This window comes from Vibrio sp. D401a, from assembly GCF_030248515.1.
GTDB lineage: Bacteria > Pseudomonadota > Gammaproteobacteria > Enterobacterales > Vibrionaceae > Vibrio > Vibrio rotiferianus.
Genome location: NZ_JAHGAI010000046.1, coordinates 164301 through 183212, shown reverse-complemented (window position 1 = coordinate 183212; position 18912 = coordinate 164301). Strand labels below are relative to the sequence as shown.

Here is an 18912-nt window from a genome sequence, read left to right as displayed (position 1 = left end):
CCGCGTATTTTGCCCTTAAATAAAAATGATATCAATTATCATTTACACTATTTCGTGATATTTTTATCGGTTTTTATTATGCCAAACGTTTACATCATGGATGAATGCACTGTGAGGTAAGTCTATTGTTAGATAAGTCATCTATTGTTATGCAATGAAGAATTTAGAAATGAAAACGCCACCCGACAAGGTGACGAAAGTTACTTTTCTTCTTAAGTAGGTGACTCAAGGAAGATAGGTAAACTAAAAAAAGTGACTCGTCACAACCCAAAGTAGAGCAAGAAACCCAACAAAATAAAGCGAGGACACCACAACCGACTTAATCAATTCGCCCATTTGAGATTCTTCAGTGATCATGGGAACCTCCTCGAACCAGCACCAAGGTGCAGCTAACTAATGCCATACACAGAAATGACAACATTTCGGTCAAAACACTGCACCTCAGCCACCCCAATGCGTGACACTGTTTGTCTGTTAGACTCATATCAACTTGTTCTAACCATTGCTTTTCTTGTGACCATCGTTCGTCTTGCTGCATCTTGATTCTCCTCTTCACACCAACCATGCTAAGCAAGAATTCCGTTTAGAAAAATCAAAGACTCTTGAACACACGTTCATTGTTAGTAAACAAAAAGAGGCAGATACAAAAAATCCGAGCTTGAAAACTCGGATTTTCCTAACATTTCAATTAAGCAATACGGTGAAGATTAATCCTCAGCACTTGGCCCCGCTGGCTTTTTCTTAGGGATAAATACGTTATCACCCACCGCCACGTTTTGGTAGAAACCTTTATCTCGCTTAGCTGGCTTCTTCGCCGTTTTCTTCGCTTGAGGACGCGCTTTCTTTGGTGCCGCTTTCTTGTTACGGAAATCTGGCTTACGAGGTTTCAGGCCTTTGAATTTACCTTTTAAATCCTCAAATACAGAGAAACTCAAATCTTGTTGTAAGTAAGTTTCTACACGCTTGAAGCTATCCCAGTCTTTAGGGCCAACCAATGAAATAGCATCACCTTTGTTACCCGCACGACCTGTACGACCAACACGGTGAACGTACTCTTCGGTATGCTTAGGCATATCAAAGTTGATTACGTGTGTCACTGTAGCGATATCTAGGCCACGAGAAGCGACGTCTGTCGTTACCAGAATCTTAAATACTGCACGCTCAAACTGACTCATGATGGTGTTGCGCTGAGTCTGGTTTAAATTGCCGCTTAGCGCGATCGCTTTAAGTTTCTTTTCATTCAGTTTTTCAGTCAGGCGCTCAGTGTCATCACGCGTTGCTGTAAAGATGATTACCTGACGGTATTCTGCTTCTTCAAGCACACGCTCTAGAATCGCTTCTTTGTGATCCAAGTGATCGCACAAGTAGAACTTCTGAGTGATGTCCTTGTGCTCTTCGTTTGATACACCAACGGCAATGCGTTTTGGTGCGTTCAACATCTCAGAAGCAATACCGTTCACTTCTGCGTGATCAAGAGTTGCAGAGAACATCAATGTCTGACGACGACGGTGCTTAGCTGCGTTGTGGATTCGACGCAATTCTGGCGCAAAACCAAGATCTAGCATTCGGTCAGCTTCATCAAGAATGAGGGTTTCTAAACCATCTAAATAAAGTGAACGGTGCTCCAAGTGGTCAGCTAAACGTCCTGGCGTTGCTACGATGAATTTTGGGTAACGACGCAGCGCTTTAACTTGATCGTTAAAGTTTTCACCGCCAAGAATCAAAGCTGCATCATACGTCAAGCCGGCCAACATTGAACGCAGTTCACCATATACCTGCTTTGCTAGCTCACGCGTTGGGGCGAGGATTACTGCTCGCGGGTCTTTCGCTGAAAACGACTTCGTCTTTAATGACTTATGAAGCATCGGCAATACAAACGCCAAAGTCTTACCCGAACCCGTTTTCGAAGATGCCAATAGATCCTTGCCTGCAATCGCCACAGGGATCGCCTGCTTTTGAATGTCAGTCGCTTTTTTGAAATCGTAGTGTTTTAGGTTCTTCAACAATCGGTTGTCTAGGCCTAGATCTTTAAATTGCAAAGTATTCTCCAATAAATAGTCATCGTCTGAGCGCTTTCTTCGTGTCATTTCCGCTCTAACGCAGCAAAAAATAAAAGCCCTCTATAATACCGCAAATCATAGGAGTATAGATAGAGATCACACAATATAAATTTACTACTGGGATAAAGTTTTCATGTATTACCTTTCTTTTATGTAAATATCGTCTAAATTATTGATATCAGGAACGTAGCAAAAAAGGACTGTTGAGAAGGGAGATTATTGGCCATCAATTTACATTCTTAATAATTGTAATCACATGGTCAGCGAAAAAACCGAGGAATATATGAAATCCTTGGATTTTTTTGACTTTTGCTACATCATGTACTGATAAAATGTTCATACATTTTAATTCGCGACTATATGACAAAGAATGTATAGAGCGTAACTTCAACTATAAGCAAGGAGTTCTTAACATGAACAAAACGTTGATCGCAGCTGCTGCAACTTCAGTACTTCTACTAGCAGGTTGTGCTTCATCTGATGATGCAGCAACAGCTAACGCAGCAAAACTAGACGAACTAAGCAACCAAGTTAGCCAGCTAAGCCAAGACGTTCAAGCGCTTCAATCTAACGTTCAAAAATCTGGTGAAGCAGCTATGGCAGCACAAGAAGAAGCTGCACGTGCTAACGAGCGTATCGACAACATCGCTCAGTCTTACACTAAGTAAGATGTGATTCCGCGCTTTAACGTTTGTTAAGGCGCGGTTACTTCTACAGGTACACCATTCTGCGCAGCAATCGCTGCTTTTGCTTTCGCATTCGTCATCCCGTATTCATCCAACCACCAATCCAACGCTTGTGGAATTTGTAGGTGATCTTTTTCGCCATTACTGCGAGTTAAGGGTTCATGTGCCTCAACAAACACGCTGCGGTCTGGTTCAAGTGCTACTTTTACCGGTTGATTGATGATCTTCACTTTTTCACCGCGACGCACCTTGTCGAACAACCATTCGATGTCATTAGGATCCATGCGAATACAACCCGCACTGACGCGCATGCCAATACCAAAATCTTTGTTAGTACCGTGGATCAAGTACTCTCCATGACCATACGCCAAGCGCAATGCAAACATACCTAACGGGTTATCCGGTCCAGCAGGTACAACAGCTGGGAGGTCAATGCCCTTCGCTTTATATTCTGCGCGGATGGAAGAAGGTGGTGTCCAAGTAGGGTTGGGACGCTTCTGACTGATGCTCGTTGTCATTTCGGGCGTGTCACGACCTATTCGACCGATACCAACCGGAAAAACGTGAACCACACTTTCCTTAGGCGGGAAATAGTAGAGGCGCAGTTCAGCAAGGTTAATAACTATGCCATCGTGAGGGACGTCAGGCAGAATGAGCTGAGTAGGTATTGTAAGTACGTGCCCTTCTCTTGGTAAAAAAGGGTCTACGCCTTTGTTGGCGGCCATTAACGCCAGCATACCAACATCATATTGCTTAGCAATGTTTGCCATGGTTTCGCCCTGTTCGACCACATGGTTCTCCATGCGACCAATCACCTTCGCCCCGTCTTCCGGCAATTCGTACATCTTTGCGAATGATAAGCCACTCACCAAAGACAACGATACAGACAATAGGGTTCGTTTAGCGACACACATCAGACGCTTCTTACTAGGCATCTCTCTCTATTCCTTGGCGTTTTTAAAGAGCCGTAAGGTTATCTCTCTTTCTACCTTGTGATCAACCATCGGCTTGTGATAATCCAGTAAATTAAAACTGCTCCATAGCCAAGGGTTATGAATAAACTTATTTGGCACTTCTTTAATTTCCGGCACCCAATGGCGAACAAATGTGCCATCAGAGTCAAACTTCTCGCCCTGACTGATTGGGTTAAAAATACGGAAGTAAGGTTGCCCATCGCACCCCGTAGATGCCGACCATTGCCAACCTCCATTGTTGGCCGCAAAGTCTCCATCCACCAGCTTACTCATAAAGTACGCCTCCCCCCAACGCCAATCGATATGAAGATCTTTAGTTAAGAAGCTTGCCACTATCATGCGTAGACGGTTGTGCATCCAGCCCGTCTCATTGAGTTGTCGCATGGCAGCGTCAACAATAGGATAGCCAGTCGTTCCCGCTTTCCAACACTCGAACGCCGTTTCATCATAAGACCATTCAATCTTATCTTCCCACGGAATAAAGCCTTTTCCTTTTACTAGCTTTGGTTCAAACACCAATAAGTGCTGGTAGAACTCTCGCCAGATGATTTCGCTCAACCATGTTGCTTTACCTTCAGTAAGCTCAGAATGAGGACTCTCAGCATAAAGCCTAGCGATACATTGTCTTGGCGATAACGCACCAATCGCAAGGTAGGGAGATAGTTGGCTGGTTCCATCAACAGCAGGAAGATCTCTTTCTGCTTTATAAGCATCACTGCGCTCTCGAGCAAATTCTCTTAATCGGTTGAGGATCTCTCCGGTCGAGGCGTGCCATTGCTCACTTGAGTCACGTGGATAAGAAAAAACTACATCAGCATGATATCGATCAGTTTCAACTGGCTTAAGTGCATCATCAGATAGCTTTAATTGCGGTTCTGGTTTCCACACCATCGGCATTTGGAACTTCGCCAGCCAAGCACGTTTGAATGGCGTGAATACCTTGAAGTATTCACCTTGCTTGTTTAACACCGTAGTTGGCGCATGAACACATTTGTCGTGGAAAGCTTCGAACGTGACGTTGCTTTTAGCAAGAACCTCTGAAACCTCTCGGTCTAGCGCTTGTTCATTGACCTCGTAATGGATGTTCGCCATGACGCTTTCTGCGTTCAATGATATTGCCCATTCCTTGATGACCTCAGTCACGTCAGAAAATTTGGGTACTTCTTTATACAGAAGTGGGATATTAAGCTCTGTGAGCTCTTCTTCAAGATGCACCAAACGTCTTGCAATAAGGTCCGCCTGCATGGGTGCCATGTGGTGTTCTTGCCATTGCTCTGGCGTTGCAACAAAACCGGCAACAACAGGCTGCCCAGAATCAAGAGCAGCCTTAAGCGCTGTGTGGTCTAACGTTCTTAGGTCACGTCGAAACCAAACCAGGATCATGTCGTCTCCTTACTAGGGTATTTTTAGGCAGCAAAGTGCAGCTTTTCTATCACTTCCGAGAACTGCACTTTTTCTGAAAGCTGTGTTTGCAGCATGGTTAACGCTTCCACCTGCTTAATAGGCAATGCTTTGTTAGAAAAGAAGTGAATGAACTTGTAACGAGACAGCACGTCGTGATCAACCAAACCAGACACGTCTTCCACTTTATCGATCAAAGTAATGTGATAGCCCTGCTCGCACAGTATTGCGGCTTGTACCCAACTTTCTGATTCCCGTGCTTGTTCAAAGCTTATCAATAGACATTTTCCTTTTGATGCAGCTTTATTCTCTGAATCAACCACTAGCGCGAGACGAGTAATCAAACAGGTTTGGAACAAACCAAGTTGTAGTGAACGCAGCGAGACCTTCACTAAATCTAATGCTTCAAATACTGGATTTATCAGCTGTTCAATCACAATATTAAGTGGGTACTCTTTTAATACGTTAGATAAGAGCGTTTCTGTTTTGCCACGATTAAGCTCCGACAAAGCTTTCAGCATCACTTCAACTTCTTCTAGGCGTTGGTTCTCTGTTGTCACATCAACGTCTGACTCTTGTCCCAGTAGCCCTTTCACCTTACCGATAGCAACGCCTTTCGCTAGCCACCCCTGAATCTCTCGGATTACGTCCAGATCCTGTTGGCGGTATAAACGATGCCCTTTTTCCGTTCTTTGCGGTTGAATCAAGTTATAGCGTCTTTGCCAAGCGCGCAGAGTAACGGGCTTTACACCCGTTAACTCAGATACATCTCGAATCGCGTATAGTTTTTCTTCCTGGCTACAATCCATAACGAAGTCTCATCTCCTGTGGGTATGGTTCTAGGTATTTCTGTTTTTGTAAGTACGCATCTGGGTATGCGTTGAGATAGTGCTTAATTAACGTTAACGGGGCAAGTAATGGTAACAAACCAGTACGGTAATCACTGATCACTGTCGCTAGTTCTGCTTTTTCATCACTGTTCAGTGAACGCTTAAAGTAACCTTGTAAATGCATCAACACGTTGGTGTTGTTTTTACGGCTTGCGCGGTTTTGTAGTGCTTTCATCAAACCTAGGCGATATTCGTTATAGAACTCTTCAATTTCATGGTTCGCCACATCGGCCACTAAGCGCCCAAGAGAACGGTACGATTCGGGGTGATGCGCCATCAGCGTCAACTTGTAGCGCGAGTGAAACTCGATAATTTTGCCGCGGGTTGGCTCTCCATCCATCGACTCATAAAAATCATTCAAACAGTAAACGCGAGTGATGAAGTTTTCTTTCAATACCGGATCATTCAAGCGTCCATCTTCTTCAACTGGTAGCCATGGCATTTTTTCCATTAAAGTTCGGGTGTACAAGCCAACACCTTCTTTTGCCGCGTTGTTTTTGCTGTACACTTTTACACGTTCCATGCCGCAAGTCGGCGACTTAGCGCAAACGATGTAACCGCACAGCTGCTCACCTTGTAGTTCGTTCACTTTATTTTCTGAGTAAGCGAGCATGTTGTCTGTGTGGTCGTTGTCTGGATTTTTTGTCTCGACCAATGCAATACGTTCTTCATTACTGACTAGGCGGATAGTCGGACGCGGCACAGACATGCCTACACCTACTTCAGGGCAAACTGGCACAAAGCTGAAGTAGCCGTCTAATTCCTTCGTTACGAAGTTGCTGATTTTATGTCCTGAATCGAAACGCACTCGTTGTCCAAGTACACAAGAACTGATACCGACTTTGATTGAAGATTCCATAACGAAGCATCCTATACAAAATGTTTTGTTGTATAACTTATAGCAAGTTAATTTACATTGTACAAGAAAATAAATTGTACAATTTAATCGTTTTACTCACTCTCCTCGAATATCGATCAGAAACTTTGAAGAAAAATTTTTGTGCTTAAAGCCGAGATTTTGTGCGCGCAATCGACAAACTGCTCAAAAGCAAATCGATTGCCTTTTTGCTTTCAACAGATTTAGTTATCAACAGAATAATTGAACACTAAAACCCATGATTTTGTGACTTATCTCTCAAGGGTGTATTGCGTGTCCCGATATTATTACCCCAACGAAAACGAACAAGTTCAACAGAATTGGTAATAGCCTTCTATAATAAAGGCGATTTATCAGAACAAGACTTTGGAGAGCACTTATGGCAACCCCACACATTAACGCACAACCAGGTGATTTCGCTGAAACAGTTCTAATGCCAGGCGACCCGTTGCGCGCTAAATACATCGCAGAAACTTTCCTGGAAGATGTAAAACAAGTTTGTGACGTTCGCAACATGTTCGGCTTTACTGGCACATACAAAGGCAAGAAAGTGTCTGTTATGGGTCACGGTATGGGTATCCCATCTTGCTGCATCTACGTACACGAGCTAATCGCTGAGTACGGCGTGAAAAACGTTATCCGCGTAGGCAGCTGTGGTGCAGTACGTGACGATGTTAAACTAATGGACGTTGTTATCGGTATGGGTGCTTCTACAGACTCAAAAGTTAACCGTATCCGTTTCAACAACCACGATTTCGCAGCAATCGCTGATTACGGCCTTCTAGAAGAAGCTGTTAACCAAGCGCGTGCTCAAGAAGTACCAGTTAAAGTAGGTAACGTATTCTCTGCAGACCTATTCTACACACCAGAAGCTGACATCTTCGAGAAGATGGAAAAACTTGGCATCCTAGGTGTAGATATGGAAGCAGCAGGTATCTACGGCGTAGCTGCAGACCTAGGTGCGAAAGCTCTAACTATCCTAACAGTTTCTGACCACATCATCCGTGGTGAAAAACTAAGCTCTGAAGAGCGTCAAAAGTCGTTCAACGACATGATGAAAGTTGCTCTAGAAACAGCAATCAACATCTAAGAAATACTTAAGTAGTAATTTGCAGCCGGGGCCTGACCGGCTGCCTGAATTATCCCGAGGGGGCGATTGTGTCTAACGGCGAACTGCCAAAAGACGCAGATGGGTTACAACTCAACTTTTGTAAAACATTGGCGTGTGACAACTTTGGATTGAGTGATGCAAAACGTTATGTGTTGCAACATGCTAACCCTAAACGTCCGGCGATGGTCTGCCGTGAATGTGGAGCTTTCCCCCCCTTACTTAACAATCGCGATGTAGTGAATGAACTTCATCGTCTTCGTCACGTACACAGTGATGGCTTGCCTGCATGTCGCAACGATGAATGTGACAACTTCGGACTTTCAGTCCACACCCACAAACACCTTTACCATGCTTTTGGCTACAGCGGCGATCGTCAGCGTTACCGTTGTAAAGAATGCCAAAGCACCTTTGTAGATAAATGGTCTGGTGCTAACAAGAAGCTACAGTTTCAAGAAAACCTGATGGGTTTATTGTTTACAGGTTATTCCGTACGTGAAATCTGCCGTAAGCTCAGTATCAATCCAAAAACGTTCTACGATCATGTTGATCATATTGCTAGTCGTTGTCGCCGTAAGCTTGCGACTATTGACGCTCGCTGGGTCAATCATGCTGACCACTATGAACTTGCCTCTAACTTTGTCTCTCTTCAGCCACAAAGCAACAATGGCGTTTATTGGATCGTTTCAGGGGAAGCGCACTCGGGGTACATCCTGTGTCAACACGTAAACTATTCCTCGAATGAAGAGCCTGTTGGCTCTATTGATCATAACCCTTACGAAGACATTTCACGTTTTGTGTCTCAAGATTACACAGCAGAGGCCAGCGAAGCACTACCAGAGCCTTCAACAAAGCTACGTGAACGTATCGACCAAAAATACCAAACCATTTTGGCAAGAGGCAATGTGGAAGATCCTCTTGGTAATTTCTCAGTATTCCACTACCCATCCAAAGGGGCATTGATCAGACCTCCTTATACGTCTTACGCACATTATCTCCACGTTTTGGATATGTGTAGCTCAGAAAAACGCGTGTCTATCTACATGCCACAAGACCCACTGCTCCGCTCTGCAGCGTTGAGCGTTTGTCTATCACGTATTCAACAAAAAAATGTTGATCTTTTATACGTAGAAGAAGATCCAGAATGGGACATGTCGGCACCATTTGGCAAAGTAGATATTGCATATATGAGCTGGTGGCGGGATCGTTGGGCTATTTCATCTCAAAACAGCGCACACAAAGGCATTTGCTATTTAGCAGGGGACAGAAATACTCCTGAATCGTGGTTCAACATTGCAACGACGAAGCATATTCAGTTTTATCAAAACCGTTTTCAATTGTTATTTGAGAGCTTCATCAACGAGCCACGTCGCAAATTGAGACCTGGGGGGCTTTTGCCTCTTTTAGATATTTTCAGAGCTTGGCATAATTTGTGCTATCAGGATAAACAAGGACTGACAGCGGCGCAGCGCTTAGAAGTAACGGATGCGCCACTCACTATCAAACAGCTGTTGTCCTAATTATTTGACATATTACTCAGTTATGAGTGGTAATGTCCCAACGTTTAGGTATACATTACAGTATTCGATACCTTTTCTGTTTACATAATGCACACTCATATGTAGACATCATTAGGCACGTTGTCTGTTCGATAGTCATGGATGTGGACTTTGGATAAAAACCAGTTTCAGTTAGAAGCTGAACTCAATGAGTTAAGAAGGCATATCAAGCCTAGCCCAGCAACAACATTGCAGCTTGCCGAGCAATGTAGAGTGCGTGCGGAACAAATCCTGTTTCCAGAAGGCGAAATCCAATCCCTTCTCATCATGTCTCACTGTTATTGGTGCGTGATGGAGTATCGAAAAGGTTTAAAGCTCATCAAGCAAGCCTACAATATACAAAACCAACTCGATACCGACGACTTCCTACCTGAAATCCTCCATGTATTTGCTCTACAGTACTGGGGCCAAGCAAAGTATTACTCAGCACAGCAATACTGGATCAACGCGTTAGAGCAATCAGCCTTGGTTGACGACACCGCAATTCAAATTGAAGCCCTCGTCGGTCTCGGAAATGTATGGCGAATTACCAATGAGCACGACCTTGCCGCCTCCACGCATGAACTTGCCGTCAAAGTGGCAAATAGTGTGCGCAATGCCCCTCTAGAAGGCAAAGCCCGTATTCTACTGGCTTGGGATTACTACCTTCTTAACCAATTTGTTGAGATGCTCACCGTTTTAGACGGGGCCTCTGAAGTCCTTAAAGATCACGACGACAAAACATGGCAGGCAGAGATATGGGACTTTAAAGGGCTAGCACTGTTAGGCCTAGAGAGACTCGATGCCGCAGAAGAAGCAACCCAACGCGCTCATACTCTCGCAATGGAGCATGATCTTGTCTGGATGAAAGCGCATTCTTGTATAAGCCAAGCGCGATTGCAGTTGCTACGCAAAAATACCTGTACTGCAAGCGAATTGCTTAAAGCTGCTGAGCAGTCAGCGCTCGCTTTTGATAACGGTGAGTTACTGAGCCAGATTTGTTTCCAACAGTCTCTTGTAGCAGAAGAACAAGGTGACCACCAAGCGGCATTTCTTGCATTCAAAAAATATCGCAAATACGCCTTAAAAATGCTTAAAGAACAAACTCACCGCCTCAGCATGGACAAAGCGCGCAGCTCAAAACGGCAATTGGAGCAACGGGCTCGCAAATTGATCAATCGAATTCAAGCTCAGTATGAATACAATCCTGAGAAGCAGTTTTCGAACGTGGTATCAGAGACTTACTGGTGGGAGAAGCTCGTTCTGTTTAAGACCGAGTTAGCACGTTCCAACCACGCCGTCATTATGATTGAACATGATGACCCCGTATACCTTGATATTTGCACCGAACTCGTTCATTCACTTACCACGACGAGCGACCTGATTTCTCGATTGAGCACCAATCGCTTAGCAATGTTAGTCGCGGACAAAGGTGATGCCGCTGAGCAAATATTCCATGTCATCCAATCAATGATAAAAATTTACCCTTGGGCAAGAAAAGGCCTAGCTGTAAAGCAACCAATTATGTATCTACAGGATATTCTTACTTTCCCGTTCACATTAGAACAACTTGAAGAAAATCGTGCAGAGGCATCATAGATGGAACAACTATTAAATAAAGTCACTGATGCTGGACTAGACCCAACTTCTGTCAATGGCGAAGAAGCTTTAATTCTCTGGTCTCACGTTCGTCAACACGTTGCATCAACAAATAGAGAAAAAGCTCACTGCTATATTATCAGTGCTGAATACCGAGCCGAAATAAAGCAAGTAACAGAGAGCATTCAGGAATTAAAACTTGCTTTAGACTTGTTGAGTCTGCCTGAAGATGCCGAAGACATCCTAACGATAAAATCCAGTTTGAGTAACAGAATGGTAGAAATCGGTGAGTATGCTCAAGCGCTCAATGAGTACACCACCACCACTACGATTGCGGTGGACTATGGATTTATTGATGAATACGTGAAAGCAGTCATCGGAATGGGCAACTTATGCGATGCGTATGGCGATCACAACCGAGCATTGCGGTACTACCAAAAGATCGACGCCATTGATCATGCTATTAGCAGTCGTTCATTGAGACTGAGATACAAGCTTTATATGCTCGCATGTTACATCAAGCTACGTAGGAGTAACGCAGCAGCCGAGCTTTTGGTTGAGTGTGAAGAGCTGAGTATTCTTGTTAGTGATAAAAACCTAACAGGACAAATTCGCTTGTATCAGGCCAAAATACACCGCTTGAACCAAGAATATGATAAAGCACTGCTCGCTCTCGCTAAAATCCAATACACTGTGGGCAACCTTCACACCCCATGGCTGTCTACAATGGTGAAAATGGAGGTCGCAAGTTGTTTGAGCCATTTTGGTCACAAACAACTTGCAAACATGTTGCTTTCATCGCTCGCTAAGCGTATTCCCACTCAATCGTCACCTATTTTGGCGAAGTATTTTTATAACGCTATGAGCAATGTGTGTGCATCTCAATCTTATTTCAAAGATGCCCTCACATATGAAAAAAAAGCATTCCAAATCGAATCCGATTTGGTCAAACATATTCCTATAAGTGAACTAGGCTCCGCACAACTAAGAAGGCTCTCACGTTTTGAGCTACAGCTTAAACTCATTTTATCTGAAATCGAGAACAAAGAGCTAAAAGAGACAACACAGCAACATAAAAATACCGTGGCTCAGCTTCAACAAGATGTGTTTACCGACCCACTCACATCACTACATAACCGTCGTTGGTTGGAGGTGAAGCTGAAGGATTTGTTGCTCCACGACACCCCTTTTGCACTTTTGGTTGTTGATATCGACCATTTTAAGTCGATCAATGACGAGCTAAGCCACTTAGTAGGCGACAAAGCGATTCAAAATGTATCAAAAGAACTAGCAAATTATTTCAAATTCCGGGGAGCCTCTTGTGTCCGATTCGGTGGTGAAGAGTTCTTGGTCATTCTTGAAAACCACGAACTCGAAATGGCTGAAATGCACGCCGAAAACTATCGAGAGCGTATTTATCAGTTTGGCTGGCACGAGATCTTGGGGGAACGGGGCTTAACTGTTTCTATTGGCATAACCACTCACCACGAAGGAGAGAATACTCAACGTACCTTCTACCGAGCGGATAAAGCACTCTACCGCGCCAAAGCGAATGGCCGAAACCAAGTGTGCACAGAGCTATAAGCCAAGTCCTCAGCGATAAAAATCTCTGAACAACAAAAACGCCCCAACCGTAACTGGGGCGTTTTTGCATCTTTCTTCAACTTACTAAAGAAAAGCTTAAAGGAAGAACAGCGAAATACCACCGAGCGCGACCAATGTTCCAATCACGCTCTTCGCTCCTACCTTTTCACCTTTCATAGCGTAAATCACCAAGATAAACAGCGGGCTAGTGGCGATTAAGGTTTGTGCTATCGCTGGGTTGGCGTATTTCAAAGCGATTTGTTGTAGCCAAAGCGCGAGGAAAGTACCGACGAAAATCGCTAATAACAGCCATCCCATTGCTTTATTGCCCATCTCTTGAATATGTTGCTTGATGCCTTTAAACGGTGCTGGCTCAACGACTTTAATCACCAAACAAACCGCAACCACACCAATGCTGAGTCTGATTAATGCCCCCAACAAAGGTGGAAGATCCCCTGCCACCAATGCATAGTGAGAAATCACCACACCCGTTGCTTGGCATACACTCGCCAACAGACCAAATCCGATACCACTCCAATTGGTCTCTTCACCTGTTGAAGAGGGCTGAAAGACAACAAAAGTGACTGCAGCGGTCGTCACTACCACACCAAGCCAACTTCGTAGCGTCAGCTCCGAGCCAAGAAACACCAACGCAAGCACGCCTGATAACGGTGGAGCAAGAGATTCCAACAATAACGTTTTATTTGGTCCGATACGTTTTAGCGCGGAAAAGTAAGCGCTATCACCAATGGCAATACCAATGACACCGGACACTGCTAATACAGCAAGGTGAATAGGTTCGATTTGGCTTGGCAGACCTTGGGGGAGAAAAGGAATCACGACCAACATCATCATCGAGGCGATCACCCCTTTGACAATGTTAAGTTGCATAGCAGAAAAACGATGGCTGAATTGACTGTATATCCAAGTCGCACATGCCCAAACAATTGCGGCGCTGATCGCTGCAATCTCACCAGAATATAGCACTGTTTACTCCTTCGTATTCCATGCCGTATCTCTCAATAACTGTGAATTGATCTATAAATAACTTGATTCACTTATTGTTCTATCAAATACTTAAACAGTTAATTTACGTAAGTTTTTCTATTTAGCAACAAGCACAGGGAAGTAAGATGTTTCTAGACTATTTTGCACTTGGGTTACTCATTTTCGTTGCTTTGGTTATCTTCTACGGAATTATCGTGATTCACGATATTCCTTATGAAATAGCAAAAGAGCGCGAGCACCCTCACCAAGATGCAATACACTACGCAGGCTGGGTTAGCCTTTTCACACTTCATGCACTTTGGCCATTCCTATGGATCTGGGCAACGTTGTGGCGCAAAGAGCGAGGCTGGGGCTTCAAGCAACTCGAACAAGAAACACATGATATCCATCATCGCCTTGAAGAGCTAATTGATGAAGTCAATGAATTGAAAAAAGAAGTCTCTACGCTGAAAGGCGAAAAGGCAGCATCGAGCACTCCAGCACAAAAAGAACAAGGTAAGGAGGAACAATAATGGATTTACTACTGGTTCTGACTTACGCCGCGCTATGTATCGCGATTTTCAAAATCTTTAATATCCCACTGAACAAGTGGACAGTGCCAACAGCCGTACTCGGTGGTGTAGTGTTGGTCGGTACACTTATCTTATTGATGAACTACAACCACCCGTTTACTCAAATTGGTAACCAAGTGTTCTCAACCACCCCTGTTGTTTCAGGCGTTCGTGGTCGAGTCATTGAAGTTCCGGTTCAACCAAACCAACCGCTACAAAAAGGTGATGTACTCTTCCGTATCGATCCGATTCCATTCCAAGCGGAAGTAGACAAGCTAAGAGCAAAAGTAAAAGAAGCAAGCCAAGGCGCACTTGGTCTTGAGTCTAGCGTTCAAGAAGCAGAAGCAGCGGTCATCAAAGCGCTTGCGGAACGTGATAAAGCACAACGCGAATTTGATCGTTACCAACGTGGTTTCGATCGTGGCGCCTTCACCGAGCAACAATTAGATACTCGTCGCCAAGCGTTCAAGGCCGCACAAGCAGCACTAGAAGTGGCACAATCAAAGCAAGAACAGGCGCAAATCGCGCTCGATTCTGAAGTGGGTGGCGAAAATACTCAAGTGGCATCTTTACTCGCCGAGTTACGCCAAGCAGAGTTCAACCTAGAGCAAACCGTCGTAACCGCACCAACGGATGGCTATGTAACGCAACTGGCACTGCGTCCAGGTGTGATGGCGGTACCTTTACCGCTCGCACCAGTAATGACCTTCGTCCATACCGAAGACAAGCTTTATACGGCAGCGTTTCGTCAGAACTCATTGCAACGTCTAGAGCCTGGGTTTGAAGCAGAGTTTATGTTCCGTGCATTACCGGGACAAGTGTTCAAAGGTAAGGTCATCGAAGTGCTACCAGCCATCGCGGAAAGCCAGTTCCAAGCACGTGGTGCACTACTGGGTACCGATGCGCTTCGCACCAGTGGTCGCGTGTTCGTTACTTTGCAAATCACTGATGACCTGACTGAGTATCACCTACCACTCGGTACGGCGGTTGAGGTCGCGGTTTATTCAGATAGCTTTACCCACGTTTCTATCATGCGAAAAGTGCTTATCCGCATGAAGAGCTGGCAAAACTACCTATACCTAGACCATTAATTTAATGACGAAAAACGCATCAAAAAGTGTAATCAGGGGCTGACAGTCAGCCCCTGTTTTCATTCTAGCCATCCAGACAGATAGCATTCCCACTTTTATCAATATTCTGTATAATGCGCGCCTTATTTTTGATGCTTGCTGAAAAACTAAGCCAGTCAATGGGATGCGTGAATCCAATCACACATTTCTTGAAGAAAAACAGAGCAAACAATAAGCAGCTTGGTTGTTTCCTAACTTTGTTACACAATCAGCGCTATAAAACAAAGCAAGTGAACGTTCTTTAAAATCGACAATTGAACTGAGGTTATCTATGAATCTTTCTGCTAAAACCGTAGTGGTTATTGCAATCGGTGCTGCGCTATACGGCATCGGCGGTTTGCCAATGTTTGGCATTCCTGTGTTTGCAAACACGACGCTGAAACCAGCAATGGCGGTATTGGCATTGTTCTCAGTGTTATTCGGCCCTCTTGTAGGCTTCTTGGTTGGCTTCATTGGCCACTGGGTTACTGACCTATTTGCAGGCTGGGGCGTATGGCTAACTTGGGTACTTGGTTCAGGTATTGTCGGTTTAATTATCGGTCTTTTCCCTTCTCTAACACGCAACCGCTTAGAGAAAGGTGACTTCAATATGAAAGATTTCGCGTTGTTCGTGGTGCTTGCTCTATTGGGTAACGTATTTGGTTACGGCTGCTCAGCCTTCCTAGACACCATCTTGTATGCAGAACCGTTCACTAAGGTATTTACACAGCTGTCGATCATCGCACTGGGTAACACCATTCTTATTGCTATTGTTGGCTTCTTCATTCTTAAGTCTGTCGCAAAACGTAACAAGCAAAGCCGCAACTTAACAGAGGCTTAATGTCGAATGACAATCGAATTTTCTAACTTCTCTTTTAGATATGAGTCGCTGGACAAACCGACGCTAAAAAATATCAATCTAAGGATAGAGAAAGGAGAGAAAATCGTCATTATCGGTCCAAGTGGTAGTGGTAAATCTACCCTTGGCCAATGTCTTAACGGACTGATCCCACACGCTATCAAAGGGGAAACCAGTGGCCAGCTGACCATCAATGGTCAAGATACTGCCCCTTTTGACATGCACCAATTCACCGAACAAGTTGGTACCGTATTGCAAGATACGGACAGCCAATTTGTTGGGCTGAGCATTGGTGAAGACATCGCATTCGCGCTGGAAAACCAATTGATGTCTAACATCGACATGTACCCATTGGTCAAAGCAACGGCCAAAATGGTCGATTTAGAACAGATGTTAGATCGCTCCCCTCACGATTTATCAGGCGGTCAGAAACAGCGAGTTTCTTTGGCGGGTATTTTAGTCGATGACGTCGACATCTTGTTGTTTGACGAACCACTTGCAGCCCTTGACCCAAAGACAGGCAAAAAGACCATCGAGATTATCGATGAGCTGCACCGTGAAACTGGCAAAACCATCATCATTATCGAGCACCGTCTTGAGGACGTACTGCATCGCTCTGTTGACCGTATCATTCTGATGGAAAGTGGTGAAATCATCGCAGATACCACACCAGATGAGATCTTAGCGTCCCCGCTTCTCGAGGAATACGGTATCCGTGAGCCTCTTTACCTTTCTGCTTTGAAAGAAGCAGGCTGCGCGATTGAAGGCGATGCAAAACCAGCGAGCTTAAGCACATTGCCATTGGCGCAATACCAATCCTCCGTCAGCGCATGGTTTGAAGCCTCAAAAGCAACCAACGTTGAAAAGCAAGCCGAGACTCTTCTGGCTGTTCGTAATCTTACCTATTCATACGATGGTGAGAAAAATGCACTTGAAGACGTTAGCTTCGATGTAAAACGCGGCGAATTCGTTTCGGTTTTGGGTAAAAACGGCTCTGGTAAATCCACCATCACTAAGCTTGTGATGGGCGTGATTGAACCAGACCAAGGTTCGATGATCTTGAACGGCCAAGACTTAAACGAGCTAACCATTTTCGAGCGCAGCCAAAAGGTTGGCGTGGTAATGCAAAACCCAAATCATATGATTTCGCATCACATGATTTTCGACGAGGTGGCTTTCGGCCTGCGTAACCGTGGTGTTGAAGAGAAACAAGTCGAAGCGAAGGTATTGGAAGTCCTTGAGCTGTGTGGTTTGAGCAAGTACCGTCATTGGCCAATTGAGGCATTAAGCTACGGTCAGAAGAAACGTGTGACGATTGCATCGATTCTTGCCCTAGAGCCTGAGCTTTTGATTCTGGACGAGCCTACTGCTGGTCAAGATTATCGTAACTACACATCAATGCTGAGCTTTATCGAGAAGCTTAATCGTGAACTTGGCATTACGGTGATGATCATCTCTCATGACATGCACTTGGTCTTGGAGTACACCACTCGTTCCATCGTGATTGCTGATAGCAAGTTGATTGCCGACGCACCAATGACCGAAGTGTTTAGTTCCCCAGCACTGTTGGACCAAGCGAACTTGGCGACAACTAGCTTGTATGAACTGGCTACTGAGTTAGGCATTAAGAACACGAACGACTTTATGCAGCACTTTATTGACGTTGAAAAAGCGCGTCGAGAGCGTGAAAACAACGCCGATGTACAAACTTCAGAAGCTCAAGATTCACAAAATAATGATGCTAAAAACATTGAGAAAGTAGTGGCATGAAAGACAACAAGATGAAGTTTGGTATCAACTACATCGATACCCAATCGCCACTGCACAAACTCAATGGCATTACCAAATTTTTGATGTTCATTGCGTGGGTAACGGTGGTACTTACGACCTTTGATTTGCGCATCATTGCTCTACTGATCGTTGTAGGTCTTGGTTTGTTAAAAATGACCAAGGTACCTTTCCATGTGTACAAGCCTTTACTGATCGGTACAGGCAGTGTTTTGTTGATTAATGCGCTGTTTATGTTTGCATTAGCGCCGCAGCAAGGCAGTGAATACATGGGGTCAACAACGGTATTGTTATCTTTACCGGGTAATTACTCACTCACCCAAGAGACCTTGTTTTATCTGGTCACCGTGACACTGAAATATTTCAGCATGTTCCCAATTGCCTTGGTGTTTGTATTTACTACGCATCCTACTGAGTTTGCAGCAAGTTTGAACCGCATGGGTGTGCCTTACAAAGTCGCTTATGCCGTCAGTTTGACCTTGCGTTACTTGCCAGAAGTGAAGAAAGACTTCGTGAACATCATGCACGCTCAACAAGCTCGTGGTGTTGAACTGAGTAAGAAAGCGCCGTTGTTTACCCGTATGAAGAACGTTTCTAAGATCTTAGGCCCTTTGATTTTCTCTAGCCTAGATCGCGCAGACCAAATCTCTAACGCGATGACATTGCGTGGTTTTGGTCGTCATTCTTCTCGTACTTGGTACAGCCTAAAGCCGCTGACCAAAGCCGATATGGTATGTATGGCTGGCATCGTCGTGATTGTTGCCGCAGCGATTAGCAAACGCGTTATAGACACTCAACTGTTTTGGTATCCGTTCTAAACGAACCAGTCTCACGTTAAAAACCGAATACAAAAATGGGATGCCTCTGCATCCCATTTTTA

Annotated in this window: 17 protein-coding genes; 10 read left to right on the top strand and 7 right to left on the bottom strand. The window is 44.5% G+C overall.

From position 1 onward, the window contains the following. Positions 1 to 346: 346 nt before the first annotated feature. Both KIV41_RS20250 and KIV41_RS20245 read right to left on the bottom strand, forming a co-directional pair. The gene (locus tag KIV41_RS20250) at positions 347 to 538 is read right to left on the bottom strand and encodes a hypothetical protein (RefSeq protein ID WP_010451051.1); all 192 of its coding nucleotides are present in this window, start codon (positions 536 to 538) and stop codon (positions 347 to 349) included. Between the two features lie 169 nt (positions 539 to 707). Continuing rightward, positions 708 to 2051 carry a DEAD/DEAH box helicase gene (locus tag KIV41_RS20245; RefSeq protein ID WP_285337576.1) on the bottom strand — a complete coding sequence of 448 codons (1344 nt, stop codon included), beginning with the start codon at positions 2049 to 2051 and terminating at the stop codon, positions 708 to 710. Positions 2052 to 2473: 422 nt separating this feature from the next. On the opposite strand from KIV41_RS20245, the gene KIV41_RS20240 reads away from it, so the two are divergent. Further along, positions 2474 to 2728 (top strand): Lpp/OprI family alanine-zipper lipoprotein, encoded by a 255-nt coding sequence (locus KIV41_RS20240; protein ID WP_010451046.1) that lies wholly within the window; start codon positions 2474 to 2476, stop codon positions 2726 to 2728. A gap of 26 nt (positions 2729 to 2754) precedes the next feature. Here KIV41_RS20240 and KIV41_RS20235 read toward each other — a convergent pair whose 3' ends face one another. The 4 genes from KIV41_RS20235 to KIV41_RS20220 are packed head-to-tail and all read right to left on the bottom strand — an operon-like array spanning position 2755 to position 6870. Further along, a complete protein-coding gene (locus KIV41_RS20235) occupies positions 2755 to 3681 on the bottom strand; it encodes a L,D-transpeptidase family protein (protein ID WP_082038777.1) in 927 nt (308 codons plus the stop codon). A gap of 6 nt (positions 3682 to 3687) precedes the next feature. Beyond that, a complete protein-coding gene (gene phrB, locus KIV41_RS20230; protein WP_285337566.1) occupies positions 3688 to 5103 on the bottom strand; it encodes a deoxyribodipyrimidine photo-lyase in 1416 nt (471 codons plus the stop codon). A 23-nt stretch (positions 5104 to 5126) separates the two neighbouring features. After that, positions 5127 to 5930 carry a MerR family transcriptional regulator gene (locus tag KIV41_RS20225; protein ID WP_285337565.1) on the bottom strand — a complete coding sequence of 268 codons (804 nt, stop codon included), beginning with the start codon at positions 5928 to 5930 and terminating at the stop codon, positions 5127 to 5129. After that, positions 5920 to 6870: a DUF523 and DUF1722 domain-containing protein gene (locus KIV41_RS20220; protein WP_285337564.1), complete on the bottom strand. Its 951-nt coding sequence runs from the start codon at positions 6868 to 6870 to the stop codon at positions 5920 to 5922. Before KIV41_RS20220 ends, KIV41_RS20225 begins: the two co-directional genes overlap by 11 nt. A gap of 397 nt (positions 6871 to 7267) precedes the next feature. Here KIV41_RS20220 and deoD point away from each other — a divergent pair, with 397 nt between their 5' ends. The 4 genes from deoD (at position 7268) to KIV41_RS20200 (ending at position 12717) form a co-directional block, all read left to right on the top strand. Then, positions 7268 to 7978: a purine-nucleoside phosphorylase gene (deoD, locus tag KIV41_RS20215; RefSeq protein WP_005375140.1), complete on the top strand. Its 711-nt coding sequence runs from the start codon at positions 7268 to 7270 to the stop codon at positions 7976 to 7978. 68 nt (positions 7979 to 8046) lie between these two features. Next, positions 8047 to 9516 (top strand): hypothetical protein, encoded by a 1470-nt coding sequence (locus KIV41_RS20210; RefSeq protein WP_010451034.1) that lies wholly within the window; start codon positions 8047 to 8049, stop codon positions 9514 to 9516. Between the two features lie 150 nt (positions 9517 to 9666). Continuing rightward, positions 9667 to 11133: a hypothetical protein gene (locus tag KIV41_RS20205; RefSeq protein WP_285337563.1), complete on the top strand. Its 1467-nt coding sequence runs from the start codon at positions 9667 to 9669 to the stop codon at positions 11131 to 11133. Then, positions 11134 to 12717 carry a diguanylate cyclase gene (locus tag KIV41_RS20200; protein WP_045391071.1) on the top strand — a complete coding sequence of 528 codons (1584 nt, stop codon included), beginning with the start codon at positions 11134 to 11136 and terminating at the stop codon, positions 12715 to 12717. 96 nt (positions 12718 to 12813) lie between these two features. Here KIV41_RS20200 and KIV41_RS20195 read toward each other — a convergent pair whose 3' ends face one another. After that, complete coding sequence (locus KIV41_RS20195; RefSeq protein WP_285337562.1) at positions 12814 to 13704, bottom strand: DMT family transporter; 891 nt, start codon at positions 13702 to 13704, stop codon at positions 12814 to 12816. Between the two features lie 146 nt (positions 13705 to 13850). On the opposite strand from KIV41_RS20195, the gene KIV41_RS20190 reads away from it, so the two are divergent. From KIV41_RS20190 to KIV41_RS20170, 5 genes are all read left to right on the top strand, one after another. Next, the gene (locus KIV41_RS20190) at positions 13851 to 14237 is read left to right on the top strand and encodes a DUF3302 domain-containing protein (protein ID WP_005432206.1); all 387 of its coding nucleotides are present in this window, start codon (positions 13851 to 13853) and stop codon (positions 14235 to 14237) included. Then, positions 14237 to 15367 (top strand): HlyD family secretion protein, encoded by a 1131-nt coding sequence (locus KIV41_RS20185; RefSeq protein ID WP_285337561.1) that lies wholly within the window; start codon positions 14237 to 14239, stop codon positions 15365 to 15367. Before KIV41_RS20190 ends, KIV41_RS20185 begins: the two co-directional genes overlap by 1 nt. A gap of 310 nt (positions 15368 to 15677) precedes the next feature. Further along, entirely contained in the window at positions 15678 to 16226 is a 549-nt protein-coding gene (locus tag KIV41_RS20180; RefSeq protein ID WP_005432209.1) for an ECF-type riboflavin transporter substrate-binding protein, read from the top strand. Positions 16227 to 16232: 6 nt separating this feature from the next. Further along, entirely contained in the window at positions 16233 to 18014 is a 1782-nt protein-coding gene (locus tag KIV41_RS20175; RefSeq protein ID WP_285337560.1) for an ABC transporter ATP-binding protein, read from the top strand. After that, a complete protein-coding gene (locus KIV41_RS20170) occupies positions 18011 to 18850 on the top strand; it encodes an energy-coupling factor transporter transmembrane protein EcfT (protein WP_285337559.1) in 840 nt (279 codons plus the stop codon). The genes KIV41_RS20175 and KIV41_RS20170 overlap by 4 nt, the downstream gene beginning before the upstream one ends. Positions 18851 to 18912: the final 62 nt, after the last annotated feature.